Origin of the sequence: Streptomyces sp. NPDC050534 (genome assembly GCF_044457745.1) — a bacterium.
In the GTDB taxonomy this organism is placed as follows: Bacteria; Actinomycetota; Actinomycetes; order Streptomycetales; family Streptomycetaceae; genus Streptomyces.
The window spans coordinates 18,686-43,242 of record NZ_JBITHF010000012.1; the positions used below are offsets into that span (position 1 = coordinate 18,686).

General features: G+C 68.3%; 17 protein-coding genes. 6 read left to right on the forward strand and 11 right to left on the reverse strand.

Annotated features, from left to right (window positions below; all coding sequences use genetic code 11):
• Positions 1-14: 14 nt before the first annotated feature.
• The 6 genes from ACIBN2_RS34100 to ACIBN2_RS34125 all read right to left on the reverse strand — a co-directional run bounded on the left by ACIBN2_RS34100 (position 15) and on the right by ACIBN2_RS34125 (position 6,616).
• Positions 15-1,157 carry an acyltransferase family protein gene (locus ACIBN2_RS34100; protein WP_399140276.1) on the reverse strand — a complete coding sequence of 381 codons (1,143 nt, stop codon included), beginning with the start codon at positions 1,155-1,157 and terminating at the stop codon, positions 15-17.
• Between the two features lie 231 nt (positions 1,158-1,388).
• A complete protein-coding gene (gene tuf / locus ACIBN2_RS34105) occupies positions 1,389-2,582 on the reverse strand; it encodes an elongation factor Tu (protein ID WP_399140278.1) in 1,194 nt (397 codons plus the stop codon).
• A 168-nt stretch (positions 2,583-2,750) separates the two neighbouring features.
• On the reverse strand, positions 2,751-4,877 hold the full coding sequence (fusA, locus tag ACIBN2_RS34110; RefSeq protein ID WP_399140279.1) for an elongation factor G: 2,127 nt from the start codon (positions 4,875-4,877) through the stop codon (positions 2,751-2,753).
• A gap of 39 nt (positions 4,878-4,916) precedes the next feature.
• Positions 4,917-5,387, reverse strand: coding sequence for a 30S ribosomal protein S7 (gene rpsG, locus ACIBN2_RS34115; RefSeq protein WP_003992340.1), 471 nt, complete (start codon positions 5,385-5,387; stop codon positions 4,917-4,919).
• 2 nt (positions 5,388-5,389) lie between these two features.
• A complete protein-coding gene (gene rpsL, locus ACIBN2_RS34120) occupies positions 5,390-5,761 on the reverse strand; it encodes a 30S ribosomal protein S12 (protein ID WP_003948652.1) in 372 nt (123 codons plus the stop codon).
• Positions 5,762-6,070: 309 nt separating this feature from the next.
• A complete protein-coding gene (locus ACIBN2_RS34125; protein ID WP_399140281.1) occupies positions 6,071-6,616 on the reverse strand; it encodes a DUF1707 and DUF4190 domain-containing protein in 546 nt (181 codons plus the stop codon).
• Between the two features lie 209 nt (positions 6,617-6,825).
• Here ACIBN2_RS34125 and ACIBN2_RS34130 point away from each other — a divergent pair, with 209 nt between their 5' ends.
• From ACIBN2_RS34130 to ACIBN2_RS34155, 6 genes are all read left to right on the forward strand, one after another.
• Positions 6,826-7,578 (forward strand): Crp/Fnr family transcriptional regulator, encoded by a 753-nt coding sequence (locus tag ACIBN2_RS34130; protein ID WP_399140283.1) that lies wholly within the window; start codon positions 6,826-6,828, stop codon positions 7,576-7,578.
• A 126-nt stretch (positions 7,579-7,704) separates the two neighbouring features.
• Positions 7,705-8,529 carry a hypothetical protein gene (locus tag ACIBN2_RS34135; protein ID WP_399140285.1) on the forward strand — a complete coding sequence of 275 codons (825 nt, stop codon included), beginning with the start codon at positions 7,705-7,707 and terminating at the stop codon, positions 8,527-8,529.
• Complete coding sequence (locus ACIBN2_RS34140; protein WP_399140287.1) at positions 8,526-10,742, forward strand: hypothetical protein; 2,217 nt, start codon at positions 8,526-8,528, stop codon at positions 10,740-10,742. Before ACIBN2_RS34135 ends, ACIBN2_RS34140 begins: the two co-directional genes overlap by 4 nt.
• Before the next feature lie 29 nt (positions 10,743-10,771).
• Positions 10,772-12,382 (forward strand): hypothetical protein, encoded by a 1,611-nt coding sequence (locus ACIBN2_RS34145; RefSeq protein ID WP_399140289.1) that lies wholly within the window; start codon positions 10,772-10,774, stop codon positions 12,380-12,382.
• Positions 12,379-12,930 (forward strand): Pycsar system effector family protein, encoded by a 552-nt coding sequence (locus ACIBN2_RS34150; protein ID WP_399140290.1) that lies wholly within the window; start codon positions 12,379-12,381, stop codon positions 12,928-12,930. The genes ACIBN2_RS34145 and ACIBN2_RS34150 overlap by 4 nt, the downstream gene beginning before the upstream one ends.
• Before the next feature lie 45 nt (positions 12,931-12,975).
• Positions 12,976-14,220 (forward strand): M48 family metalloprotease, encoded by a 1,245-nt coding sequence (locus ACIBN2_RS34155; protein WP_399140292.1) that lies wholly within the window; start codon positions 12,976-12,978, stop codon positions 14,218-14,220.
• 66 nt (positions 14,221-14,286) lie between these two features.
• On the opposite strand, the gene ACIBN2_RS34160 is transcribed toward ACIBN2_RS34155, so the two are convergent.
• From ACIBN2_RS34160 to ACIBN2_RS34180, 5 genes are all read right to left on the reverse strand, one after another.
• A complete protein-coding gene (locus ACIBN2_RS34160; RefSeq protein ID WP_399140294.1) occupies positions 14,287-18,186 on the reverse strand; it encodes a DNA-directed RNA polymerase subunit beta' in 3,900 nt (1,299 codons plus the stop codon).
• Between the two features lie 100 nt (positions 18,187-18,286).
• Positions 18,287-21,772, reverse strand: coding sequence for a DNA-directed RNA polymerase subunit beta (rpoB, locus tag ACIBN2_RS34165; RefSeq protein ID WP_399140296.1), 3,486 nt, complete (start codon positions 21,770-21,772; stop codon positions 18,287-18,289).
• 557 nt (positions 21,773-22,329) lie between these two features.
• The gene (gene rplL, locus ACIBN2_RS34170) at positions 22,330-22,710 is read right to left on the reverse strand and encodes a 50S ribosomal protein L7/L12 (RefSeq protein WP_399140655.1); all 381 of its coding nucleotides are present in this window, start codon (positions 22,708-22,710) and stop codon (positions 22,330-22,332) included.
• A gap of 121 nt (positions 22,711-22,831) precedes the next feature.
• Positions 22,832-23,362, reverse strand: coding sequence for a 50S ribosomal protein L10 (gene rplJ / locus ACIBN2_RS34175; protein ID WP_399140297.1), 531 nt, complete (start codon positions 23,360-23,362; stop codon positions 22,832-22,834).
• A 280-nt stretch (positions 23,363-23,642) separates the two neighbouring features.
• Positions 23,643-24,506 carry an LppX_LprAFG lipoprotein gene (locus ACIBN2_RS34180; RefSeq protein WP_399140299.1) on the reverse strand — a complete coding sequence of 288 codons (864 nt, stop codon included), beginning with the start codon at positions 24,504-24,506 and terminating at the stop codon, positions 23,643-23,645.
• Positions 24,507-24,557 lie beyond the last annotated feature (51 nt).

Genomic DNA, 24,557 nt, shown 5'->3' on the forward strand with positions numbered 1-24,557 from the left:
CGTCGTGCGGGCCCCTACGCCTCCGCGCTGCGCAGCCGCGCGAAGGAGGCGTCCAGACCCCGCTTCAGCAGCCTCGCCACCGGCCGCTCCACGAACCGGTGCACGAGCCAGCTCAGGACCAGGAACCCGGTGATCACCAGGGCGACCAGCAGCCGGGGATCCGTGGTGCCGCGGAGCCGGCTGATCAGCGTCGTACCGGCGACGTAGTGGATCAGATACAGCGGATACGTCAGGCTGCCCGCGGTGACCAGCCACCTCCAGCGGACGCGGTCCGTCGCGCCGAGCGCGATCGCGACCATCAGGAGCAGGAAGGCGGTGAAGAGCACCACGCATCCCCGCCAGCCGGAGACGTGCTCGAAGCCGTCGATCCTGAGCCCCAGTTCGCGCTGGCCCATCAGCCACGCCATGGCGAGGATGCCCCACAGCAGCAGGTCCTGGCCGAACCGGTGCATGAGGTAGAGGGCGAGGCCGGCGATGAAGAACCAGGCGCCGTCCGGGTTTGCGGCCAGCGTCAGCAGAGGGAGGTCCGCGGCCGGGGCCAGCATCGCCGCCGCGCCCCAGACACAGCAGAAGACGACGACCTTGCGGTACGTCAGACCGGTGGCGACCACGGCCATGAAGAGCAGGTAGAAGCGGAGCTCCGACCAGAGCGTCCAGTACACGCCGTCGACGCTGTCCACGCCCGAACCGGACTGGAGCATCGTGAGGTTGAGCAGGATGTCGCGTACCTTCAGCCGGTCCCAGACACCGGGCACGAGCATCACGAAGGCCGTGGTGAAGACGATGCCGAACCAGTACGCCGGGTAGAGCCGGATCACCCGGGAGACGAAGAACTCCCGCGGGGTGCGCCCCCAGCACGACATGCAGATGACGAAGCCGCTGATCACGAAGAAGATCTCGACGCCGATCCAGCCGTAGGCGGCGAGGTGGAACACCGTCGGCATGATCTCGGAGACCGGCCGGTCCCAGACCGGGTTGGCCGGCTGGTCCACGCGCCGGCTGCCGGCGTAGTGGTGCACGGCGACCATCAGCGCGGCGACCAGCCGCAGACCGTCGATGGCGTACAGCCGTGGGCGCTCACGGCGGAGCGGGGCGGCGGTCCGGAGGACCTCCACCCTGCGCAGCTGCTGCGTCGGCCGGTCCACCGTCACGGACATCAACGATCATCCCCTGTCTTGCTGTCGGCCCCTTCACGCTAGGGCCTCACATGCACCCCGAAGCGAGCAAACAGGAACATTCGGCACATGGTCGACGGTGAGTTGGCGCAACTCTCGACCAGGTGTCCCGCGGAGTTCGCCGAGCCTTCACAGGACAACCGAAAGGGCCCGTACGACCGAAGTCGTACGGGCCCTTCAGAGACCTGCCTGGTCAGCCCTCGCGGGCCAAGATCACTTGTTGATCTTGGTGACCTGGCCGGCGCCCACGGTCCGGCCACCCTCACGGATGGCGAACTTCAGGCCCTCCTCCATGGCGACGGGCTGGATGAGCTCCACCTTCATCTCGGTGTTGTCACCCGGCATGACCATCTCGGTGCCCTCGGGGAGGGTCACGACGCCGGTCACGTCCGTCGTACGGAAGTAGAACTGCGGGCGGTAGTTGTTGAAGAACGGCGTGTGACGGCCACCCTCGTCCTTGGACAGGATGTAGGCCTGCGCCTCGAACTCGGTGTGCGGGGTGACCGAGCCCGGCTTGATGATGACCTGGCCGCGCTCGACGTCCTCGCGCTTGATGCCGCGGAGCAGCAGACCGACGTTCTCACCGGCCTGACCCTCGTCGAGCAGCTTGCGGAACATCTCGATGCCGGTGACCGTGGTGGTGGTCTTCTCGGTCTTGATGCCGATGATGTCGACGGTCTCGTTGACCTTGAGGACACCACGCTCGATACGACCGGTGACGACGGTGCCACGACCGGTGATCGTGAAGACGTCCTCGATCGGCATCAGGAACGGCTTGTCGACGTCACGCTCGGGCTGCGGGATCGACTCGTCGACGGCCTTCATCAGGTCGAGGACGGTCTGGCCCCACTCCTTGTCACCCTCAAGGGCCTTGAGCGCGGAGACCTTGACGACCGGAAGGTCGTCGCCCGGGAACTCGTACTCGGAGAGCAGCTCACGGACCTCGAGCTCGACGAGCTCCAGGATCTCCTCGTCGTCCACCATGTCGGCCTTGTTCAGGGCGACGACGATGTACGGAACGCCGACCTGGCGGGCCAGGAGCACGTGCTCCTTGGTCTGCGGCATCGGGCCGTCGGTGGCGGCGACCACGAGGATGGCGCCGTCCATCTGGGCAGCACCGGTGATCATGTTCTTGATGTAGTCCGCGTGACCGGGGCAGTCGACGTGGGCGTAGTGACGCGTCTCCGTCTGGTACTCGACGTGCGCGATGGAGATGGTGATACCGCGCTGGCGCTCTTCGGGAGCCTTGTCGATCTGGTCGAAGGCCGAGGCCTCGTTCAGGTCCGGGTACGCGTCGTGCAGCACCTTGGTAATGGCGGCCGTGAGGGTCGTCTTACCGTGGTCGATGTGACCGATGGTGCCGATGTTGACGTGCGGCTTAGTCCGCTCGAACTTCGCCTTCGCCACTGGGGTCCTCCTGGGAGTGGTTCTGGTACGCCTTACTTCATCGGCGCCAGGTGATCTTTGCTGTTAGTGCCCGGGCCCCGGGGCATTCCCCACAATTGCGGAGGAATGCCCCGACAGGCTCCGGAGTCAAGCCTAAGGCGTGGAAACGCGGTGCGTTAACGCGGTGCGTTACTCGCCCTTGGCCTTCGCGATGATCTCCTCGGCGACGTTCCGCGGAACCTCGGCGTAGGAGTCGAACTGCATGGAGTAGCTGGCCCGGCCGGACGTCTTGCTGCGCAGGTCGCCGACGTAACCGAACATCTCCGAGAGGGGCACGAGGCCCTTCACGACGCGGGCACCGGCCCGCTCCTCCATGGCCTGGATCTGACCACGGCGGGAGTTGATGTCGCCGATGACCTCACCCATGTAGTCCTCGGGCGTGGTGACCTCGACGGCCATCATCGGCTCGAGCAGCACGGGGCTGGCCTTGCGCGCGGCCTCCTTGAAGGCCTGCGATCCGGCGATCTTGAAGGCGAGCTCGGAGGAGTCGACCTCGTGGTAGCCACCGTCGATCAGCGTGACGCGCACGCCGGTCATCTCGTAGCCCGCGAGGATGCCGAACTGCATGGCCTCCTGCGCACCGGCGTCCACCGAAGGGATGTACTCCTTCGGGATACGGCCACCGGTCACCTTGTTCACGAACTCGTACGAGGCGTCGCCGCCCTCGATGGGCTCGATCGCGATCTGCACCTTGGCGAACTGACCGGTACCACCGGTCTGCTTCTTGTGGGTGTAGTCCACGCGCTCGACGGCCTTGCGGATCGTCTCGCGGTACGCGACCTGCGGCTTGCCGACGTTGGCCTCGACCCGGAACTCACGGCGCATACGGTCGACCAGCACCTCGAGGTGCAGCTCGCCCATACCACCGATGATGGTCTGGCCGGTCTCCTCGTCCGAGTGGACCTGGAAGGACGGGTCCTCCTCGGCCAGGCGCTGGATCGCGACGCCCAGCTTCTCCTGGTCGCCCTTCGACTTGGGCTCGATGGCGACCTGGATGACCGGCGCCGGGAAGTCCATGGACTCCAGGATCACCGGGTTCTTGTCGTCGCACAGCGTCTCGCCGGTCGTGGTCTGCTTCAGACCCATGACCGCGACGATGTCGCCGGCGCCCACCGACTCGATCTCCTCACGCTTGTTCGCGTGCATGCGGTAGATCTTGCCGATGCGCTCCTTGCGGCCCTTGACGGAGTTCAGCACGGCCGTGCCGGACTCCAGGCGCCCCGAGTACACCCGGACGAAGGTGAGCTTGCCGAGGTGCGGGTCGCTCATGATCTTGAACGCCAGCGCCGACAGCGGCTCGTCGTCGGACGGCTTGCGCTTGACGACCGTCTCCGGGTCCTTCACGTCGTGGCCCTCGATGGCCTCGACGTCCAGGGGGGAGGGGAGGTAGCGCACGACCGCGTCGAGCAGGGGCTGGACGCCCTTGTTCTTGAACGCGGTGCCGCAGAACACCGGGGTGACCGTGGTGTCCTGGGACTTGCCGGACGCGATGGTGATACGACGGATCGCGGCGTACAGCTGCTCCACGGTGGGCTCGGTGCCCTCCAGGTACAGCTCCATGATCTCTTCGTCGTTCTCGGCCACGGCCTCGAGCAGCTTGCCGCGGTACTCCTCGGCAGCCTCGACGTGGGTGTCCGGGATGTCGACGGTGTCGTACATCTCGCCCTTGGTGGCCTCGGCGGACCACACGAGGGCCTTCATCGTCACGAGGTCGACGACGCCCTTGAAGTCGGCCTCGGCACCGATCGGCAGCTGCATCACGATCGGCTGAGCGCCGAGGCGGTCAGAGATCATGTCGACACAGCGGTGGAACTCGGCACCGGTGCGGTCGAGCTTGTTGACGAAGCAGATGCGCGGAACGCCGTAGCGGTCCGCCTGACGCCACACCGTCTCGGACTGCGGCTCGACACCGGCGACGCCGTCGAACACCGTCACGGCACCGTCGAGCACGCGCAGGGAGCGCTCCACCTCGACGGTGAAGTCGACGTGACCCGGGGTGTCGATGATGTTGATGGTGTGGTCGACGTCTTCCATCGGCCAGTGACAGGTGGTGGCAGCAGAGGTGATCGTGATGCCACGCTCCTGCTCCTGCTCCATCCAGTCCATGGTGGCGGCGCCGTCGTGGACCTCACCGATCTTGTAGGAGACGCCGGTGTAGAACAGGATCCGCTCGGTGGTGGTCGTCTTGCCCGCGTCGATGTGGGCCATGATCCCGATGTTGCGGACCTTGGCCAGGTCAAGTGAAGTGGTAGCCATAAGGCTTCAGTCTTCTCTCGGTCTCGATGTGGGTAGCGACTACCAGCGGTAGTGCGCGAAGGCCTTGTTGGACTCGGCCATCTTGTGCGTGTCCTCGCGCTTCTTCACAGCGGCACCAAGGCCGTTGGAGGCGTCGAGAAGCTCGTTGAGCAGACGCTCGGTCATGGTCTTCTCGCGACGGGCGCGGGAGTAGCCGACGAGCCAGCGCAGCGCGAGCGTGTTGGCACGACCGGGCTTGACCTCGATCGGAACCTGGTACGTCGCACCACCGACACGGCGGGACTTGACCTCGAGGGTCGGCTTGATGTTCTCCAGCGCGCGCTTCAGCGTGATGATCGGGTCGTTGCCCGTCTTCTCGCGGAGACCTTCCATGGCGCCGTAGACGATGCGCTCGGCGGTGGAGCGCTTGCCGTTCAGCAGCACCTTGTTGATGAGCGACGTCACCAGCGGAGAACCGTAGACCGGGTCGATGATGACCGGGCGCTTCGGGGCGGGGCCCTTACGAGGCATTTCTACTTCTCCTTCTTGGCGCCGTAGCGGGAACGGGCCTGCTTGCGGTTCTTGACACCCTGGGTGTCGAGGGAGCCACGGATGATCTTGTAGCGAACACCCGGCAGGTCCTTCACACGGCCGCCGCGCACGAGCACGATGGAGTGCTCCTGCAGGTTGTGTCCCTCACCCGGAATGTAAGCGGTGACCTCGATCCCGCTGGTCAGACGCACACGCGCGACCTTACGCAGGGCCGAGTTCGGCTTCTTCGGGGTGGTCGTGAACACACGCGTGCAGACGCCACGACGCTGAGGGGAACCCTCGAGTGCGGGCGTCTTGTTCTTCTCGACCTTGTCCTGCCGGCCCTTACGGACCAGCTGCTGGATCGTAGGCACTACTTCTCCGGTTTCTGTGTGCCGAATGGTGAAGCTAACCTGGAACGTCGCCGACCCACGCGGTCGGGTGTGTCGAATCCGGCGAACTCCCGCCGCGAGGCGAAAAGAGCACAGATTACGGTGGCCGCTCACAGCTCGCTATGCGGTTTGAAGGCACGCACGAGAGCCAGGGCACACCCCAGGCACAAGGTCTGAGCGTACCTACCTCATTCGCTGCGGTCAAAACAAATGGGCCTCACCCGCATCGCCGTACGTTCCATGTCAAGACCATGCACGCTGTTGATCTTCGATTCGCCACGGCGGCGGCCGTCATCCGGAGGCGAGGGACACCGCGAGGAGCAGGGTCAGCACCAGCGCCCAGCCGGCGGTCGAGAGCCAGCCCAGCACCAGTCCGGTCAGGACGAGACCCTCGCCGGCCTCTCCGGTGCGCTCCATCTCGTTCCGTGCCGTGTGCCCCAGGATGACGGCGGGTATGCCCGTCAGCCCCATCGTCGGCAGGCACAGCAGGCCGCAGACGGCGGCTCCGATGGCCTTGGCGTTCGTCTGGCGCCGTACGACCGGCTGGAACGTCTGTGGCACGGCCAAGGAGGCCGCAGGCTGCGGCACAGGGCCCGCGGGCAGGTCGGCGACCAGCACGGCCAGCTCCCCCACCGTGCGCGCCGCATAGGCACGCGCGACCCGCTTCTCGAACTCGTGATGCTCCAGCCGCCCCTCCCCGTACCCGGCTCTCAGTACGTCCACGGCCCGCTCACGGTCGGCGTGGGAGGCGAGCATGGACGGAGGGCTCTGGGCCTGCCACGGCTGTGGAGCACCCTGTCCCGTCTGCCACGGCTGCCAAGGCGTCGGATTCGACACGGAGCACCTCCCCGAACCCCCCGAGTCCCTCCATGATGCGCCGAACCGGTGTTTCGGGCACAGAGGGCGTAGGGGACACGTCGCCTCCACCCGCTGCAGATCATTTCGCGTCGTTGGCCGGTTCGCGCTCTTTCGTCTCCGGCGCGATCGCGCTTTCAGTACGTTGATCTGCCCGCTGCGAGGGCAGTGCGGGGAATCGGGGGACGAGCGTGACGAGGACGGCGGTGCACCCACCGGACGACGGGGGCCTGGACGACCGGGTGCCCTTTCTGGCGCGGCTGGAGAGCGGGGACCGCTCGGCGCTGCTCGTGCTCGGCCGCCATCTGGACTTCACGGCCCGCATGGTCCTCATCCACCAGCACGAGCCCTCCTCCCACGTGCTCTTCCTGGTGCACGGCTGGACCAAGGTCACGGCCTCCGCGGCCAACGGTTACGAGGCGCTGCTCGCGCTGCGCGGCCCCGGTGACATCGTCGGGGAGTCGGCAGCACTCACCGGGCGGCCGCGGTCGGCGACCGTGACAGCGCTGGAGCCGGTGCGGGCGGTGGCCGTGGAGCACGAGCGCTTCACGGACTTCCTGAGCCGCTCCCCCGCCGTCTCCCTGGCCCTGCTCGGGCTGACCGCCGACCGCACCCGGGCCGCCGACCGGCGCCGCCTGGAGTTCGCGTCGATGAGCGTGCGGGAGCGCTTCGCCGTCCTGCTGCTGGACCTGGCCCGCACCCACGGCCGCCGTACCGAGGAGGGCATCGAACTCGCCGTACCCCTGAGCAAGCAGGAGCTCGCGGGCTCGGTGGGCGCGTCCCGGGAGATGGTGCAGCGGCTGCTGCGTGAGCTGCGGGACAAGGAGGCGGTCGTCACGGGCCGCCGTGCGCTGCTGATCCGGCGGCCGGACGTACTGCGCCGGATCGCGGCGGACGGGCCGGCCTCCGGGATCCCCTCGCCGCAGGGGCCTCGCGAGGAGTGACCTCCTCCGCATCACGAGCCCTTCTGTGCACACGGTCACAGAAGGAGTGCGTCATCCGCCCTCACCACCCGGGTCACCCGCGCGCCACGCTGCTGCCCTGCACCGCACCCCCTCGGAGAGGCGACCATGACCGACCCCGCGAGCCGCACGATCCTGTTGCTGGACATCGAGAGGTACAGCGACCGGGACGACGTGGAGCAGGCGTATCTGCGACGCATGCTCTACGACGTCACCGACCGCGCCCTGGAGGCCGCCGGCATCGACGAGACGCTGCGACTGCGGGCCGACCGCGGGGACTCGGTGATGGAGCTCATCGACGCGAGCGCCTCGGTCACGGCCCTGCTGCGCAGTCTGCTCACCCAGGTGCCGGCACAGCTGCGGACGATCAACCGGATGGCGTCCAGTTCCGCGCAGATCCGGCTGCGCGGTGTCGTCGCCACCGGCTGGGTCGCGGTGGACGAGCTGGACGGCTGGGTCGGCTCCGACCTCAACCACGCCTGCCGGCTGCTGGACGCCCAGGTCCTGCGGGACGCGCTGCAGGAGCGCCCCGACGACTTCGCGCTGTGCGTCTCGGACGTCCTGTACGCGGGGATCGTGCGGCACGACCACACCGGGATCCCCAAGGCCGAGTTCCACCCGGTGACGGTGAACAGCAAGAACGGCCCGCTGAAGGCCTGGCTGCACGGGCCGGTGCCGGGCGGCGCGGCGGGCGAGGACCACGGTGACACGGGGGCGGGGGAGGCGTCGGGGGGTTCGGGGGACCTCCCGACGCCGCGGGTCCCCGCACAGGGCGGCCCGGCGCCGGACCGGGGAGCCCCGGCGCCGGGCCCGGTCTTCGACGGCCCGGTCACCATCGGCGGCGGCACGGTGAGCGGCGACCAGAACAACGTCACCGGCAACCGGATCGGCGGGGACTTCACCATCGGCGGCAGGCGGGGTGAAGGCTCGTGAGCACGCCCGAGCCGCAGCCCGGGGGCGGCGGTCCCGCGCCGGACCGGCCACCGGCCGACGGCGACCCGAAGGCCACGGACGCCAAGGACGCCAAGGACGCCTCCCGAAGAGAGGGCGCGGACGACGAGTCCGAGGAGCGGGACCAACCGCAGAACGCCTGGTCGGCCCGCCGGGACCTGGTCGACCACAGCCCGCGCAGCATGCGCGTCGGCGCCCGGGCCCGCTTCGGCGGCGGCACGGTCGGCGGCGACCAGAACAACGTCACCGGCAACCAGGTCGACGGCGACGTGATCATGGGCACCAAGACGGTGTACCAGTTCTCCATGCCGGGGTTCTCCGGCTCGGCGTCCGCGTCCGGCGAGGTCCCGGCGGCCACCCTGGAACGGCTGGCCGAGCACTTCGTCGCCGACGAGCCGCTCGTCGGCGGGCTGCTGGACCGGTTGCGCCGCGACCATGTACTGATCCTTTCCGGCGCCCGCTTCACCGGCCGCCGCACGGCCGCACTGATGCTGCTGCACCGCCTCGGCCTCGCCGCCGTCCGCACCCTGGACCGCGACACCGGCCCGAGCGCCCTCGCCGACCAGCTCGGTGCGGAGGAGGACGGCTCCCGCGGATACGTCCTGTGCGACCTGTCCACCCGCCGCGACCGCCCGCTGAGCGAACCCCACCTGCTCGCCGCCCGCGACCGGCTCGGCGAGCACGGGTACCTGATCGTCACCGTCGACGACACCGCCGTACTGGAGGACGTGCCGTTCACCGCGGCCTGGCGGCCGCCGGCCGCCGCCGCTGTCCTCGCCGCCCATCTGCGCACCCGGACCGACGCCGGGACCGCCGCCAAGCTGCTCGAACTCCCGGACGTGGCCGAGTTCCTGGCCGGCAGTCACCAGTTGCGCGAGGTCGTCGGGTTCGCCCAGGTGCTCGCCCGGCACGCGGCCGGGGAGCTGGGCGCGGACGCCGTCGCGCAGTACTCGCTCGGCTCGCTGGAGAGCCAGGTCCGGGAGTGGTTCGAGGAAGACGAGGCCTCGGTCCATCTGCGGGACAAGGCGTTCCTGGTCGCCCTCGCCGCCTTCGACGGCGGCCCGTACGCGCTGACCGCCGAGGTCAGCGACCTGCTCTACCGCCTCCTCCAGGAGACCTGGAACCGGTCCCAGGAACCCGAGGTCCCGGTCTTCGGCACGCACATCGGCAAGCGCCTCCAACTCGCCCGCGCGGAGCGGTTCGAGGAGGACGAGCACACCGAGTGGGGGCCGGTGCCCCAGCAGAAGGCCCGGTTCGTCGACGAGCGGGTCTCGTACGTCCTGTTGCGCGAGGTGTGGACCGGTCACCCCTCCGCCCGGCCCGCGCTGATCGGCTGGCTGCGCCGGCTCGCCGACGACGGCCGCCCCCTGGTGCGCACCCGCGCCGCGTCCACCGTCGCGGTCCTCGCCCGCACCGACCTGCCCTCCGCGATGGCCCTGGTCATCGAGCCGTGGGGCACCTCGAAGCCGTTCCGGCAGCGGCTGGTCGCCGTCAACGCGCTCACCCTCGCCCACCTCATCGACACGCCTCACGTCCCACGCATCCTGGACAGCTGGTGCGAGGGCGACGACCCGCGGCTGCGCTGGGTGGCCGTTCGGGCGTACGCGCTGATCGGACCGGAGCGCCCGGAGCAGGCGCTGGCCGCGCTGCGCGGCGCCGTGCGCAGGCTGTACGAGGACGAACCCGACGACCTCGACGGCGAGATGGCCCGCGAACTCGCCGAGGCCGTCGAGCTGTTGCTGCTCTCCCCGGCCAGCGACCGGGTCCTGGCCGAGCTGCGCGGGCACCTCGACGACGACCGCGCCGTGCACGACCTGGCCCTCGGCGGCTTCGTGAACGCCTGCCGCCGTACCGAGGACGGCGAACGGTACGGCACCCCGCTGGTCCTCGACTGGTACGCCCGCTCCGCACAGGAGAACGGCGAGCCCGCCCACGGCATCCCCCTGCTGTGGCGGGCCGCGCTGGCCGACCCGCGGGCCACCCGGCACGCCCTCGACGTGCTGCGCGAGTGGGTGCTGATCGCCGACCGCGCCACGGCCACCGAGTGGGCGCTGGCCGCCCTGCTGCCCCGGCTGGTGACCTCGCCCGCCGAGTACGACCGGCTGAGCCATCTGCTGCGGACCATGCCCGGCGAGGACGGCGACCCGCCGCCCTCGGTCGCCGCCCGCCTGCACGCGGTCCTGTCGCCCCGCTGACCTGTCACATCCCCGAGGAGAGACGCACCATGCCCGCTTTCAACCGTCCGCCCGAGTGGCAGCAGCAGGCAGACCGGCACACCGAACTGGTCGACCCGGTGCTCACCGTGCGCCAGTTGGGCCGCTTCGACTTCAACCTCAAGTCGCTGGTCCGCATCGACCACGCCCTGGTCTTCGCCACGCCGAAGGGCGGTTACGACCCGTATCTGCCGCCCCGGCGGCCGACGCGCAGCGAGATCGCGGCGAAGCGGTACACGGCCGTGTACGAGGTGGACATGGGCGTGCACCCGTTCACCGCCGAGCTCGCGCTGCCCAGTGACAACGACGCGTTCGAGTTCACGGCCGCGGTCGAGCTGTCCTGGCAGGTGCTGGACCCGGCCAGGTTCGTGGCGAGCGGGCACCGGGACGTGCCGGCGCTGGTGCTGGGCGAGCTGCAGCAGGCGGCCCGGCCGGTGACGCGGCGCTTCGCGATCGCCGACAGCGCGGACGCCGAGCGCGAACTGCTGCAGGCGGTCATGGTGCTGGGGCCGCTCGGGGCGCCCGCGGGTCTCCAGGTCACCTGGACGCTCCGCCTCCGCCGCGACCAGGAGAACATCGACCACCAGCGTCGGCTCCAGGCCATCGACCACTCCGCCACCGAGCAGATCCGGGCGGCCGAGCGCGGCATGGAGATCGACGTCGAGGTGGACCGCCGGGACCGGCAGCAGGACCGGCTGCAGATCGAGCGGGCCGCGTCGTACGGGCATCAGCAGCAGGAGCTGATCCTCCAGCAGCAGCGCTGGCAGCACGAGCAGGCGATGCTCGGGAGCGGGCAGCAGCACGAACTCGCCCTGCAACAGGGCCACCAGATGCTGGAGCTGCAACGCATCGAGGCGGAGAAGATCAGCTTCTACCAGTGGCATCTGTCCCAGGGCGGCGTCCAGGCATGGGCGCTGCACCTGGCCCAGCACCCGGAGGACTCCCGGCTCGTCATGCAGAGCATGCGCGAGGACCAGCTCCGCATGATCCAGGCCCAGATGGACCTGGTGGGCCAGCTCCTCAGCGGCGACCAGGCGGAGAACTACGAGCTGGAGGGCCCCAAGCAACTCGCCCTGCGCACGGTCAGCGACATCCTCAACCAACGCCTCCCGGGAGTGGCCCAGACCCCGCCCCTGCTTCCACCCCGGGGAGACGGCCCCGGCCACCCGGGTCCACCGGACAGCGAGCCGACGCCGGGGGCCCCGACACCGCCGCCTCAGGGCATGCCGGGAACGCAGTCACCGCCTTGGCAGCCCTCGCCGCAGATCTTTGCGGCTCCAACGCAGATGCAGCCGCAGCACCCTGCCGCTGCGGGACCCCAGACACCTGCGACTTCGGCACCTCAGCCACCCGGCCCGTACGCCAACCCCGCGGCGACGCAGTACCCGCAGCCCCCGGCCCCCACCCCGCCGGCCGGCACCCCGTCCTGGCAGCCGCCCACGCCCTCCACTCCCCCGCCCAACCCGTACGCCCCACCGGCCCCGGCCTGGCAGCCCCCGCCCGGCTACGGCAGCTCCCCGACCCTGCCCGCGCAGCCCACCGAGGCCCCGGACGGCACCCCGCAGGACCAGCCGGCCGACACGGCCTCCGAGGACAACTCCCCAGAGCCGAGCGGAACATGACGACGACCGACCCGGCGCCGACGCCAGCACCCGTACCCGTACCAGCCGTCGCCTCCCCCGAGCGCCAACGCCTCTGTGAACGTCTGCTCGCCGACCAGCGGAGCGAGATCGCGCGGGCCGACAGCAAGGCGTCCGTGCTGGTCGCGGCGCTCGGGACGACGGCCGGGGTGTTCAGCGGGCTGCTCGCCGGACGGAACTGGACCCCGGCGGCCCTGTCCACGGTCGGCACCGCGCTGTGGTGGTCCGGCGCCACCGCCCTCACCGTCTCCCTCTTCGCCCTGCTCCTGGCCGTACTCCCCCGCTACAACTCCGGAGCGTGGACGCCGGGCCGCCCGCTCACGTACTTCGGCGACATCCGGCAAGCCGCGCGCGAGGGCCACTTGGAGTCCGCGCTCACCGAGACGGCGCACGACCCCGTCGCCGCCCTCACCACCGCCCTGACCGAGTCGAGCCACATCGCCGCTCGCAAGCACCAGTGGATCCGCACCGGCCTGATCGCGTTCTGCGCCGGCACGGTCCTGCTCCCCGCGTCCCTGCTGATCGGCTGAGCCGCCGCACCAGCGTTCCCGACCGAAGCAACCACTAGGAACACCATGACCCAGCAACCACCGGAGTACCCCCAGTACCCGGCACAGTCGCCTCAGCCGTCGGTGCCACCGGAGTACCCGCAGTGGGCCGGACCGCCGGTAGAGCCGCAGCACCGCCGGCCACCGCAGCAGCCGCAGTGCTCACAGGCACCGCAATATCCCGGTCAGGCACCCCCGCAGTACCCCCACACGCCCCCGTTCCAGCAGGCCGCCCAGCCCCCGCAGTACCCGCAGACACCCCCGTCCGCTCCCACCGCGCCACCGACACCGCCCGCGCCCCCGGACCCCACCGCCCACCCCCACCACATCAGCACCGACCACACCGGCCGGGTCCACATCCGCAGTGACCAGCGCCGTACCGACGTCACCGCCGTCGGCAGCCTCCTGCTCCACCTGCCGAACTTCCTGTGCAGCCTGTTCGTCGTCGGCCTGGTCTCACTCCTCTTCGGCGGCTTCGGCGTCCTCGTGATCCTGGCCTGGCTCGCCAGCGGCGCACTCGTCTTCCACCGCCCCACCGAAAGCGCCGTCGCGCGCCGTTTGCTCCGTCTGCGCTACCCCACTCCACAAGAACGGGCCAAACTCGAACCGGTCTGGCGCGAGGTCACGACCCGCGCCGGCATAGAAGGCCGTACCTACGAGCTGTGGGTCGAGGACAGCGACGGCCTGAACGCGGTCGCCGCGGCCGGCCACATCGTCGGTGTCACCCGCTTCGCCATGAACGAGCTCCCCAACGGCGAACTCGCCGCCGTCATGGCGCACGAGCTGGGCCACCACGTCGGCGGCCACGCCTGGGCCGGCCTCCTCGGCTACTGGTACGCCCTGCCCGGCCGCATCGCCTGGCGCGTCCTGAAGGCGTTCTCCAGCGTCGTCTTCCAGGTGTCGAAGGCCTTCGGCTGCATCGGCGTCGGCGTCGTCGTGGTGGTCATCGGCAGCATCACCCTGGCGACGATCAGTTCCCTGTACGGCCTTCCGCTGCTGGTCCTGGCCGTGCCGTACGCGCTCGCCGCAGTCGGACGCCGCTCCGAGCTGCGCGCCGACGAACACGCGGCCGCGCTGGGCTTCGCTCCGATGCTGGCCGCCGTACTCGGCAAACTGCACCAGCAGGAGCAGCAGGCCGAAGCCGCGCTCACCGCGGCGAACGGGAGCGTGAAGCTGGAGGAGAGCGCGCTCAGCAAGCTGCTCTCCTCGCACCCCGACTACTACACCCGCCTGCACCACCTGCAGCCGTACCTCCAGCAGCCGCCGCACTGACGGACCGCACGAACGCCGAAGGGCGGCCACCCCAGGGGTGACCGCCCTTCAACTCATGCTGCTCGCTTACTGGTTGTACGGACCGTAGTCGTAGTCCTCCAGCGGGACGGCCTGGCCGGAGCCCGTGCCGAACGGCGAGTAGTCGATGTCGTCGTAGCCGACGGCCGAGTACATCGCGGCCTTGGCCTCCTCGGTCGGCTCGACCCGGATGTTGCGGTAGCGGGACAGGCCCGTACCGGCCGGGATGAGCTTACCGATGATGACGTTCTCCTTGAGGCCGATGAGCGAGTCGGACTTGGCGTTGATCGCCGCGTCCGTGAGAACTCGCGTCGTCTCCTGGAAGGACGCCGCCGACAGCCAGGACTCCGTGGCCAGCGAGGCCTTGGTGATACCCATGAGCTGCGGGCGACCGGAGGCCGGGTGACCGCCCTCCTGGACCACACGACGGTTCTCGGTCTCGAACTTCGAGCGCTCGACCAGCTCACCGGGCAGCAGCTCGGCGTCGCCGGACTCGATGATCGTCACGCGGCGGAGCATCTGCCGGATGATGATCTCGATGTGCTTGTCGTGGATCGACACACCCTGCGAGTTGTAGACCTTCTGGACCTCGCCGACCAGGTGGACCTGGACGGCACGCTGGCCCAGGATGCGCAGCACGTCGTGCGGGTTGGTAGCACCCACGGTGAGCTTCTGGCCCACCTCGACGTGCTCGCCCTCGCTGACCAGGAGACGGGCGCGCTTCGAGATCGGGAAGGCCGTCTCGTCGCTGCCGTCGTCCGGGGTGACGACGATCTTCTTGGTCTTCTCGGTCTCCTCGATCCGCACGCGGCCGTTGGCCTCGGAGATCGGGGCGACACCCTTCGGGGTACGGGCCTCGAAGAGCTCGACGACACGCGGCAGACCCTGGGTGATGTCGTCACCGGCCACACCACCGGTGTGGAAGGTACGCATCGTCAGCTGGGTGCCGGGCTCACCGATGGACTGGGCGGCGATGATGCCGACCGCCTCACCGATGTCGACCAGCTTGCCGGTGGCCAGCGAGCGGCCGTAGCACATGGCGCAGGTGCCGACCTGGGACTCGCAGGTCAGGATCGAGCGGGTCTTGACCTCCTCGATGCCGTTGGCGACGAGCTGGTCGATGAGGACGTCGCCGAGGTCCACGCCCGCGGGGGCGAGCACCTTGCCGTCGACCACGATGTCCTCGGCGAGGCAGCGCGCGTACACGCTGGTCTCGACGTCGTCCGCCTTGCGCAGGACGCCGTCGGCGCCCCGGTCGGCGATCTTGAGGCGCAGACCGCGGTCGGTGCCGCAGTCCTCCTCGCGAATGATGACGTCCTGGGAGACGTCGACCAGACGACGGGTGAGGTAACCGGAGTCGGCGGTACGCAGGGCGGTGTCCGCGAGACCCTTACGGGCACCGTGCGTGGAGATGAAGTACTCCAGCACGGACAGGCCCTCACGGAAGGACGCCTTGATCGGACGCGGGATCGTCTCGTTCTTCGCGTTCGACACCAGACCACGCATACCGGCGATCTGACGCATCTGCATCATGTTGCCTCGTGCGCCCGAGTTCACCATCATGAAGATCGGGTTGGTCTTCGGGAAGTTGTCGTTCATCGCCTCGGCGACCTCGTTGGTCGCCTTGGTCCAGATCGCGATGAGCTCCTGCGTGCGCTCGTCCTTGGTGATCAGACCGCGCTCGTACTGCTTCTGGACCTTCTCGTCCTGCGCCTCGTAGCCCTTGACGATCTCCTTCTTCGCCTCGGGAACGACGACGTCGGAGATGGCCACGGTGACGCCGGAACGGGTCGCCCAGAAGAAGCCGGCCGCCTTCAGGTTGTCGAGCGTCGCCGCCACGATGACCTTCGGGTAGCGCTCGGCGAGGTCGTTGACGATCTCGGAGAGCTGCTTCTTGCCGACCTCGTAGTCGACGAACGGGTAGTCCTCGGGCAGCAGCTCGTTGAAGAGCGCGCGGCCCAGCGTGGTCTTCAGCCGGAAGCTGTCACCCTGCTGCCACTCCGGCTCGCCCTCCTCCTGCGCCGGAGGCGTCCAGCCGCGCGGCGGGATGGTGCCCACCGGGAAGCGGATGTCCACCCTCGACTGCAGCGAGAGCTCGCCGGCGTCGAACGCCATGATCGCCTCGGCGACGGACGCGAAGGAGCGGTCCTGGCCCTTCACGTTCCGCATCTCGCCGTCGGTGGTGAGGAAGAACAGACCGAGGACCATGTCCTGGGTCGGCATCGTCACCGGACGGCCGTCGGCGGGCTTGAGGATGTTGTTCGAGGACAGCATCAGGATGCGGGCCTCGGCCTGCGCCTCCGCGGACAGCGGCAGGTGCACGGCCATCTGGTCACCGTCGAAGTCCGCGTTGAACGCGGTGCAGACGAGCGGGTGGATCTGGATGGCCTTGCCCTCGACCAGCTGCGGCTCGAAGGCCTGGATGCCGAGACGGTGCAGGGTGGGAGCACGGTTGAGCAGCACCGGGTGCTCGGCGATGACCTCTTCGAGGACGTCGTACACGACGGTGCGGCCGCGCTCCACCATGCGCTTGGCGCTCTTGATGTTCTGCGCGTGGTTCAGGTCCACCAGGCGCTTCATCACGAACGGCTTGAAGAGCTCCAGCGCCATGGCCTTGGGCAGACCGCACTGGTGCAGCTTCAGCTGCGGGCCGACGACGATGACGGAACGCGCCGAGTAGTCGACTCGCTTGCCGAGCAGGTTCTGGCGGAAGCGGCCCTGCTTGCCCTTGAGCATGTCGGACAGCGACTTCAGCGGACGGTTGCCGGGGCCCGTGACCGGGCGACCACGACGGCCGTTGTCGAAGAGCGCGTCGACGGCCTCCTGGAGCATGCGCTTCTCGTTGTTCACGATGATCTCGGGCGCACCGAGGTCGAGAAGGCGCTTCAGGCGGTTGTTGCGGTTGATCACACGGCGGTACAGGTCGTTCAGGTCGGAGGTCGCGAAGCGGCCACCGTCCAGCTGCACCATCGGGCGGAGGTCCGGCGGGATGACCGGGACGCAGTCGAGGACCATGCCCTTGGGGCTGTTGCTCGTCTGCAGGAACGCGGAGACGACCTTCAGCCGCTTCAGGGCGCGGGTCTTCTTCTGGCCCTTGCCGGTGCGGATGATCTCGCGGAGCTTCTCGGCCTCCTCGTCGAGGTCGAAGGACTCCAGGCGCTTCTGCAGCGCCGCGGCACCCATCGAGCCGTCGAAGTACGTGCCGAAGCGGTCACGCAGCTCGCGGTAGAGCAGCTCGTCGCCCTCGAGGTCCTGGACCTTGAGGTTCTTGAACCGGGTCCACACCTCGTCGAGGCGGTCGATCTCGCGCTGCGCGCGGTCGCGCAGCTGCTTCATCTCGCGCTCGGCACCCTCGCGCACCTTGCGGCGCACGTCGGCCTTGGCGCCCTCGGCCTCCAGCTCGGCCAGGTCGGACTCGAGCTTCTTGGCGCGGGCCTCCAGGTCGGAGTCCCGGCGGTTCTCGACCTGCTGCCGCTCGACGGAGACGTGCGCCTCCAGGGAGGGCAGGTCGCGGGTGCGGCGCTCCTCGTCGACGTACGTGATCATGTACGCCGCGAAGTAGATGACCTTCTCGAGGTCCTTGGGCGCCAGGTCCAGCAGGTAGCCGAGGCGCGAGGGGACACCCTTGAAGTACCAGATGTGCGTGACGGGGGCGGCCAGTTCGATGTGGCCCATCCGCTCACGGCGCACCTTGGCGCGAGTCACCTCGACGCCGCAGCGCTCACAGATGATGCCCTTGAACCGGACACGCTTGTACTTGCCGCAGTAGCACTCCCAGTCCCGGGTAGGACCGAAGATCTTCTCGCAGAAGAGTCCGTCCTTCTCGGGCTTGAGGGTGCGGTAGTTGATGGTCTCGGGCTTCTTGACCTCGCCGTGGCTCCACTGACGGATGTCGTCAGCGGTGGCCAGACCGATCCGGAGCTCGTCGAAGAAGTTGACGTCGAGCACTATGCGTCAATCCCTCTCAGGGTTGTAAGTCATGGGGTCTGATACGGGGGTCCTGGGGCCGGCCGGAGGTTCCTCACCAGTTCCTCCGGCCGGACTCCCGTCAGACCTCTTCGACGCTGCTCGGCTCGCGCCGGGACAGGTCGATGCCAAGCTCCTCCGCCGCGCGGAAGACGTCCTCGTCGGTGTCGCGCATCTCGATGGACATGCCGTCCGAGGACAGCACCTCCACGTTGAGGCACAGGGACTGCATCTCCTTGATGAGCACCTTGAAGGACTCGGGGATGCCGGGCTCAGGGATGTTCTCGCCCTTGACGATGGCCTCGTAGACCTTCACGCGGCCGGTGACGTCGTCGGACTTGATGGTCAGCAGCTCCTGGAGGGCGTAGGCGGCGCCGTACGCCTCCAGCGCCCACACCTCCATCTCGCCGAACCGCTGGCCACCGAACTGGGCCTTACCACCCAGCGGCTGCTGGGTGATCATCGAGTACGGGCCGGTCGACCGGGCGTGCAGCTTGTCGTCGACCAGGTGGTGCAGCTTCAGGATGTACATGTAGCCGACCGAGATCGGCTCCGGGAACGGCTCACCCGAGCGCCCGTCGAACAGCGGCGCCTTACCGGTCGGGAGCACCATGCGCTCGCCGTCGCGGTTCGGGATCGTGTGGTTCAGCAGGCCGGCCAGCTCGTCCTCACGCGCACCGTCGAAGACGGGGGTCGCGACGTTGGTACCGGGCTCGACCTTGTCGGCCGCGATGGCCTGGAGGCGCTGCGCCCAGTCGTCCGCGAGCCCGGAGACGTCCCAGCCGCGGCTGGCGAGCCAGCCGAGGTGGATCTCCAGGACCTGTCCCGGGTTCATTCGGGACGGGACACCCAGCGGGTTCAGGATGATGTCGACCGGGGTTCCGTCCTCGAGGAACGGCATGTCCTCGATGGGCAGGATCTTGGAGATGACACCCTTGTTGCCGTGTCGGCCGGCGAGCTTGTCACCGTCGGTGATCTTGCGCTTCTGCGCCACGTACACGCGCACCAGCTGGTTCACACCGGGGGGAAGCTCGTCGCCCTCCTCGCGGTCGAAGACGCGGACGCCGATGACCTTGCCGATCTCACCGTGCGGCACCTTCAGCGAGGTGTCGCGCACTTCGCGCGCCTTCTCACCGAAGATCGCGCGGAGCAGGCGCTCCTCGGGGGTCAGCTCGGTCTCACCCTTGGGCGTGACCTTGCCGACGAGGATGTCACCGGCGACGACCTCGGCACCGATACGGATGATGCCGCGCTCGTCGAGGTCGGCGAGGACCTCCTCGGAGACGTTCGGGATGTCCCGGGTGATCTCCTCGGGGCCGAGCTTGGTGTCACGGGCGTCGACCTCGTGCTCCTCGATGTGGATCGAGGAGAGGACATCGTCCTGCACGAGGCGCTGCGACAGGATGATCGCGTCCTCGTAGTTGTGACCCTCCCACGGCATGAACGCCACGAGCAGGTTCTTGCCCAGCGCCATCTCGCCGTTCTCGGTGGCCGGACCGTCGCCCAGGACCTGGCCCTCGATGATCCGGTCGCCCTCGTTGACGATGACCTTCTGGTTGACCGAGGTGCCCTGGTTGGAGCGGGCGAACTTGGCCAGGCGGTACGTGATGTACGTGCCGTCGTCGTTGGCGGTGGTGATGTAGTCCGCGGAGACCTCCTGGACCACACCCGCCTTCTCGGCCTTGACCACGTCGCCGGCGTCGACGGCGGAGCGGTACTCCATGCCGGTGCCGACGAGCGGGGACTCGCTCTTGATCAGCGGCACGGCCTGACGCATCATGTTCGCGCCCATGAGGGCACGGTTGGCGTCGTCGTGCTCGAGGAACGGGATCATGGCGGTCGCGACCGACACCATCTGGCGCGGCGAGACATCCATGTAGTCCACGTCGTCACCGGCGACGTAGTCGACCTCGCCGCCACGGCGGCGGACCAGGACGCGGTTCTCGGCGAACCGCATGTCGTCCGAGAGCGTGGCGTTGGCCTGCGCGATGACGAATCGGTCCTCTTCGTCGGCCGTCAGGTAGTCCACCTCGTCGGTGACCTGACCGTCGACGACCTTGCGGTACGGGGTCTCGACGAAACCGAACGCGTTGACCCGGCCGTAGGAGGCGAGCGAGCCGATCAGACCGATGTTCGGGCCTTCGGGCGTCTCGATCGGGCACATGCGGCCGTAGTGCGAGGGGTGCACGTCGCGGACCTCGAAGCCGGCCCGCTCACGGGAGAGACCACCCGGGCCAAGAGCCGACAGACGGCGCTTGTGGGTGAGACCCGACAGCGGGTTGTTCTGGTCCATGAACTGCGACAGCTGGCTGGTGCCGAAGAACTCCTTGATGGAGGCGACGACCGGCCGGATGTTGATCAGGGTCTGCGGCGTGATCGCCTCGACGTCCTGCGTGGTCATGCGCTCACGGACGACGCGCTCCATACGAGCCAGACCCGTGCGGACCTGGTTCTGGATGAGCTCGCCGACGCTGCGCAGACGACGGTTGCCGAAGTGGTCGATGTCGTCGGTCTCGACGACGATGTTCGTGCCGCTGTCCCCGGTGGTCTCGGTCTCGCCGGCGTGCAGCTTCACCAGGTACTTGATCGTCGAGATGATGTCCTCGACGGTCAGGATGCCCGCGTCCAGCGGAGCGTCCGCACCCAGCTTCTTGTTGACCTTGTAGCGGCCGACCTTGGCGAGGTCGTAGCGCTTGGGGTTGAAGTACAGGTTCTCCAGCAGCGTCTGCGCGGCCTCACGCGTGGGGGGCTCGCCCGGGCGCAGCTTGCGGTAGATGTCGAGCAGCGCGTCGTCCTGGCCCTGGGTGTGGTCCTTCTCCAGGGTGGCGCGCATCGACTCGTACTCGCCGAACTCCTCGAGGATCTGCTCGGTGGTCCAGCCGAGAGCCTTCAGGAGCACGGTGACGGACTGCTTGCGCTTGCGGTCGATACGGACACCGACCATGTCGCGCTTGTCGATCTCCATCTCCAGCCAGGCACCCCGGGACGGGATGATCTTGGCCGAGAAGATGTCCTTGTCGGACGTCTTGTCGATGGAGGAGTCGAAGTACACACCCGGCGAACGGACCAGCTGCGACACCACGACACGCTCGGTGCCGTTGATGACGAAGGTGCCCTTGTTGGTCATGAGCGGGAAGTCGCCCATGAAGACCGTCTGGGACTTGATCTCGCCGGTCTCGTTGTTGGTGAACTCGGCCGTGACGAAGAGCGGGGCCGCGTACGTGAAGTCGCGCTCCTTGCACTCGTCGATGCTGTTCTTCGGCGGTTCGAAGCGGTGGTCGCGGAACGTCAGCGACATCGACCCGGAGAAGTCCTCGATCGGGGAGATCTCCTCGAAGATCTCCTCCAGACCGGACTTGGTGGGGACGTCCTGACCGGACTCCAGAGCCTCCTCGACCCGACTCTGCCAGGCGGTGTTGCCGAGCAGCCAGTCAAAGCTCTCGGTCTGCAGCGCGAGCAGGTTGGGAACCTCGAGAGGCTCCTTGATCTTTGCAAAAGAGATGCGCAGCGGGGCGGTGCTGGCGGCGTTGTTCGTATTCGCGGTCGAGGCATTGCGCGAGGCGGCCAAGAGGGGGTCCTTCCGAGGGCTCGGACTCACTACGCGCGTACCGGTCCCTCTCCCGACGCACAGAGACAGATTCCCCTGAAATGACTCTTCGGCCAGGTCAGAGGTGTTCTGATCGTCGGTGCTGAGGCGAGGGCAGACCCCTGGTGACGGGCAGGGGGCAGCTAACAGGCAGCGCAAAGGGTCAGTGTAGCCACTTGGCACACTGATGTCCAGCCCCGATTTTCTGTGACCCTCGTTGTCCTCAACGCCCTCGGCATGCCTGCCCTCGATGCACGTTGATACTGCCCTCTTCGTCGCCGATCCATGCCTCGGATTCGGATCCTTGTGACGACGCGTCCTGAGAATTGCGCGCTGCGTGCGGTTCGTCAAGGCCCCCATGGCCCAAACCACATGCCACCTGGGGTGCTTGGAGGCACGACGAAGATCACCATACTCCGCACACCCACCGGTGCAAGGCAGCCGCCGCCCGACGCTCAGGAACGCCGAAGAGCGACCACCCGGATGGATGATCGCTCTTTCGCGCTCAGGCGTTACAGGCTCTGTGAGCCCGAAGGGTCTTACTTGACCTCGACGGAGGCGCCGGCGCCCTTGAGGGACTCGGCGGCCTTCTCGGCGGCGTCCTTGGCGACCTTCTCGAGAACGGGCTTCGGGGCGCCGTCCACGAGGTCCTTGGCCTCCTTCAGACCCAGGGAGGTCAGCTCACGCACGACCTTGATGACCTGGATCTTCTTGTCGCCGGCACCCGTGAGGATGACGTCGAACTCGTCCTTCTCCTCCGGGGCCTCGGCGACGGCGGCCGGGCCGGCCGGGGCGGCGGCGACGGCAGCGGCGGCGGTGACGTCGAACTTGTCCTCGAACGCCTTCACGAACTCGGAGAGCTGGATGAGGGTCATGCCCTCGAACTCGGCGAGCAGTTCGTCCTGGGTGAGAGCCACGATGGCTTTCCTTCCACTAATTCGGCTGGTGCCGATGTACATGTCTGGCGGGCGTACGTTCGGCCCGCTACGACCGCTTCCTCGGGGCGCTGGGCCTCAGGCGGCGGTCATTTCGCGAGCCGAGTTACTCGGCACCGCCCTGCTCGTCCTGCTTGGCGCGAAGTGCGTCCACGGTGCGGACGAGCTTCGACGGGAGCGCCTGGAAGACCTGAGCAGCCTGCGTCTGCTTGCCCTTCAGAGCGCCCGCCAGCTTGGCGAGCAGAACCTCGCGGGACTCGAGGTCCGCAAGCTTCTTGATCTCGTCGGCGGACAGCGCCTTGCCGTCAAGGACACCGCCCTTGATGACGAGGTTCGGGTTGTCCTTGGCGAAGTCACGAAGACCCTTGGCCGACTCCACCGGGTCACCGGTGACGAAGGCGACCGCCGTCGGACCGTTGAACAGGTCGTCGAGCGTGTTGATCCCGGCCGCGTTGGCCGCGATCTTGGTCAGCGTGTTCTTCACCACGGCGTACTCGGAGTTCTCACCGAGCGAACGGCGCAGCGTCTTGAGCTGGGCCACGGTGAGACCCCGGTACTCGGTCAGCACGGCGGCGTTCGAGCTGCGGAACTTGTCCGTGAGCTCGGCTACCGTGGCAGCCTTGTCGGGCGTCGGCATAGAGCGTCGGCCTCCTTCCGGGTGATGAGGACCGCTCAAAAGGAGGCTGGGAAAACGAAACGCCCCGGCGCAGGCGCTCGGGGCGTGGCTCGACCGGTTTTCCCCGTGGAGCGGGGTTCCGGGAGCACTTCCACAGTCACCTGCGCGGGTCGTCCGCGGTTCAGCGGATCCTTCGGCCACCGGGCCCTCTCACGAGCGCACGGCAACGACCAGCGGTCTTTGGCTTCTGTAGGAGAATACGTGACCGGCTCGCCGTCAGGCAAATCCGGTCCTACGGCGCTCAGCCGCTCTGGGCCTGCTTCATCATCTCGGCCAGGTCGGCGGTGTCCTTGGCGGGCGGGGCCGTGACGGTCACCGGCTTGTTGTAGTCGAGGAAGGTGATGGTCATGTCCATCGGGCCCTTGTCGGCGTCGCCGCGCATCCGGAACTGCTTGGTGTGGTCGTCGCCGTCGATCCACATGTCCATGGTCATCGAGTCGATGCCCATCTTCTGGTACTGCTCAAGGCTCTTCTCGCGCTGCTCACGGACGGTCTTGTTCTCGCCCTTGAGAGAGGCCTTGAGGTCGGCGACGGTGACCGTGCCCTTGTAGTGGGTGGTCTTCACGCCCTCCACGGTCTCGGTGCCGACCTTCTTCACGTCCTTGGAGCCGGTGAGGAAGGTGGAGTCGCTGGCCGGGTTCTTGTCGGCCTGGCCGGCGCCCAACTGGTCGGCGTCCATCCCCTTGCCGGCGCCGAGCGCGGACATGTCGAACTTGATCCAGCTCTTGCCGTCCATCTCCTTGGACATCTCGGCGTTCCCGCCGATGTACATGGCCTTGCCGACGAGCCGGATCTCGACCGGGCCGTCGGTGGCCTGGTCCTTCGCCGTCATCTTCATGCTCATGGCCAGCGGCTTCATGCTCATCGCCGCCTCGCCGGAGACCCGGCCCTCGCCGGGGACCTTGCCTGTCATCCGGTAGCGCAGCGACGTGATGTTCTCGGTGTTCTTCGCGGCCTTGGCGACGGCCGCCGCGGGCGTCATCGCCGGCGACCCCTCCGCCTTGTCGCCCTTCTGGCAGGCGACCGCTCCCCCGGCAAGCAGCAGGGCCGCGAGGCCGGCGCCCATCGCTCTGCGACGTACCGGACCACGAACGGCAGACTCCATCGATTCCCCCCAAAGGAATGCATGGCTGATACACAGTAAGGACGAGAGCCT

Excerpts from the sequence above, each read along its gene's own strand:
- ACIBN2_RS34100 (WP_399140276.1), bottom strand. The coding sequence starts at position 1,157 with ATGTCCGTGACGGTGGACCGGCCGACGCAGCAGCTGCGCAGGGTGGAG.
- fusA (WP_399140279.1), bottom strand. The coding sequence starts at position 4,877 with ATGGCTACCACTTCACTTGACCTGGCCAAGGTCCGCAACATCGGGATC.
- rpsG (WP_003992340.1), bottom strand. The coding sequence starts at position 5,387 with ATGCCTCGTAAGGGCCCCGCCCCGAAGCGCCCGGTCATCATCGACCCG.
- ACIBN2_RS34135 (WP_399140285.1), top strand. The coding sequence starts at position 7,705 with ATGACCGACCCCGCGAGCCGCACGATCCTGTTGCTGGACATCGAGAGG.
- ACIBN2_RS34145 (WP_399140289.1), top strand. The coding sequence starts at position 10,772 with ATGCCCGCTTTCAACCGTCCGCCCGAGTGGCAGCAGCAGGCAGACCGG.
- ACIBN2_RS34150 (WP_399140290.1), top strand. The coding sequence starts at position 12,379 with ATGACGACGACCGACCCGGCGCCGACGCCAGCACCCGTACCCGTACCA.
- ACIBN2_RS34155 (WP_399140292.1), top strand. The coding sequence starts at position 12,976 with ATGACCCAGCAACCACCGGAGTACCCCCAGTACCCGGCACAGTCGCCT.
- rplJ (WP_399140297.1), bottom strand. The coding sequence starts at position 23,362 with ATGCCGACGCCCGACAAGGCTGCCACGGTAGCCGAGCTCACGGACAAG.
- ACIBN2_RS34180 (WP_399140299.1), bottom strand. The coding sequence starts at position 24,506 with ATGGAGTCTGCCGTTCGTGGTCCGGTACGTCGCAGAGCGATGGGCGCC.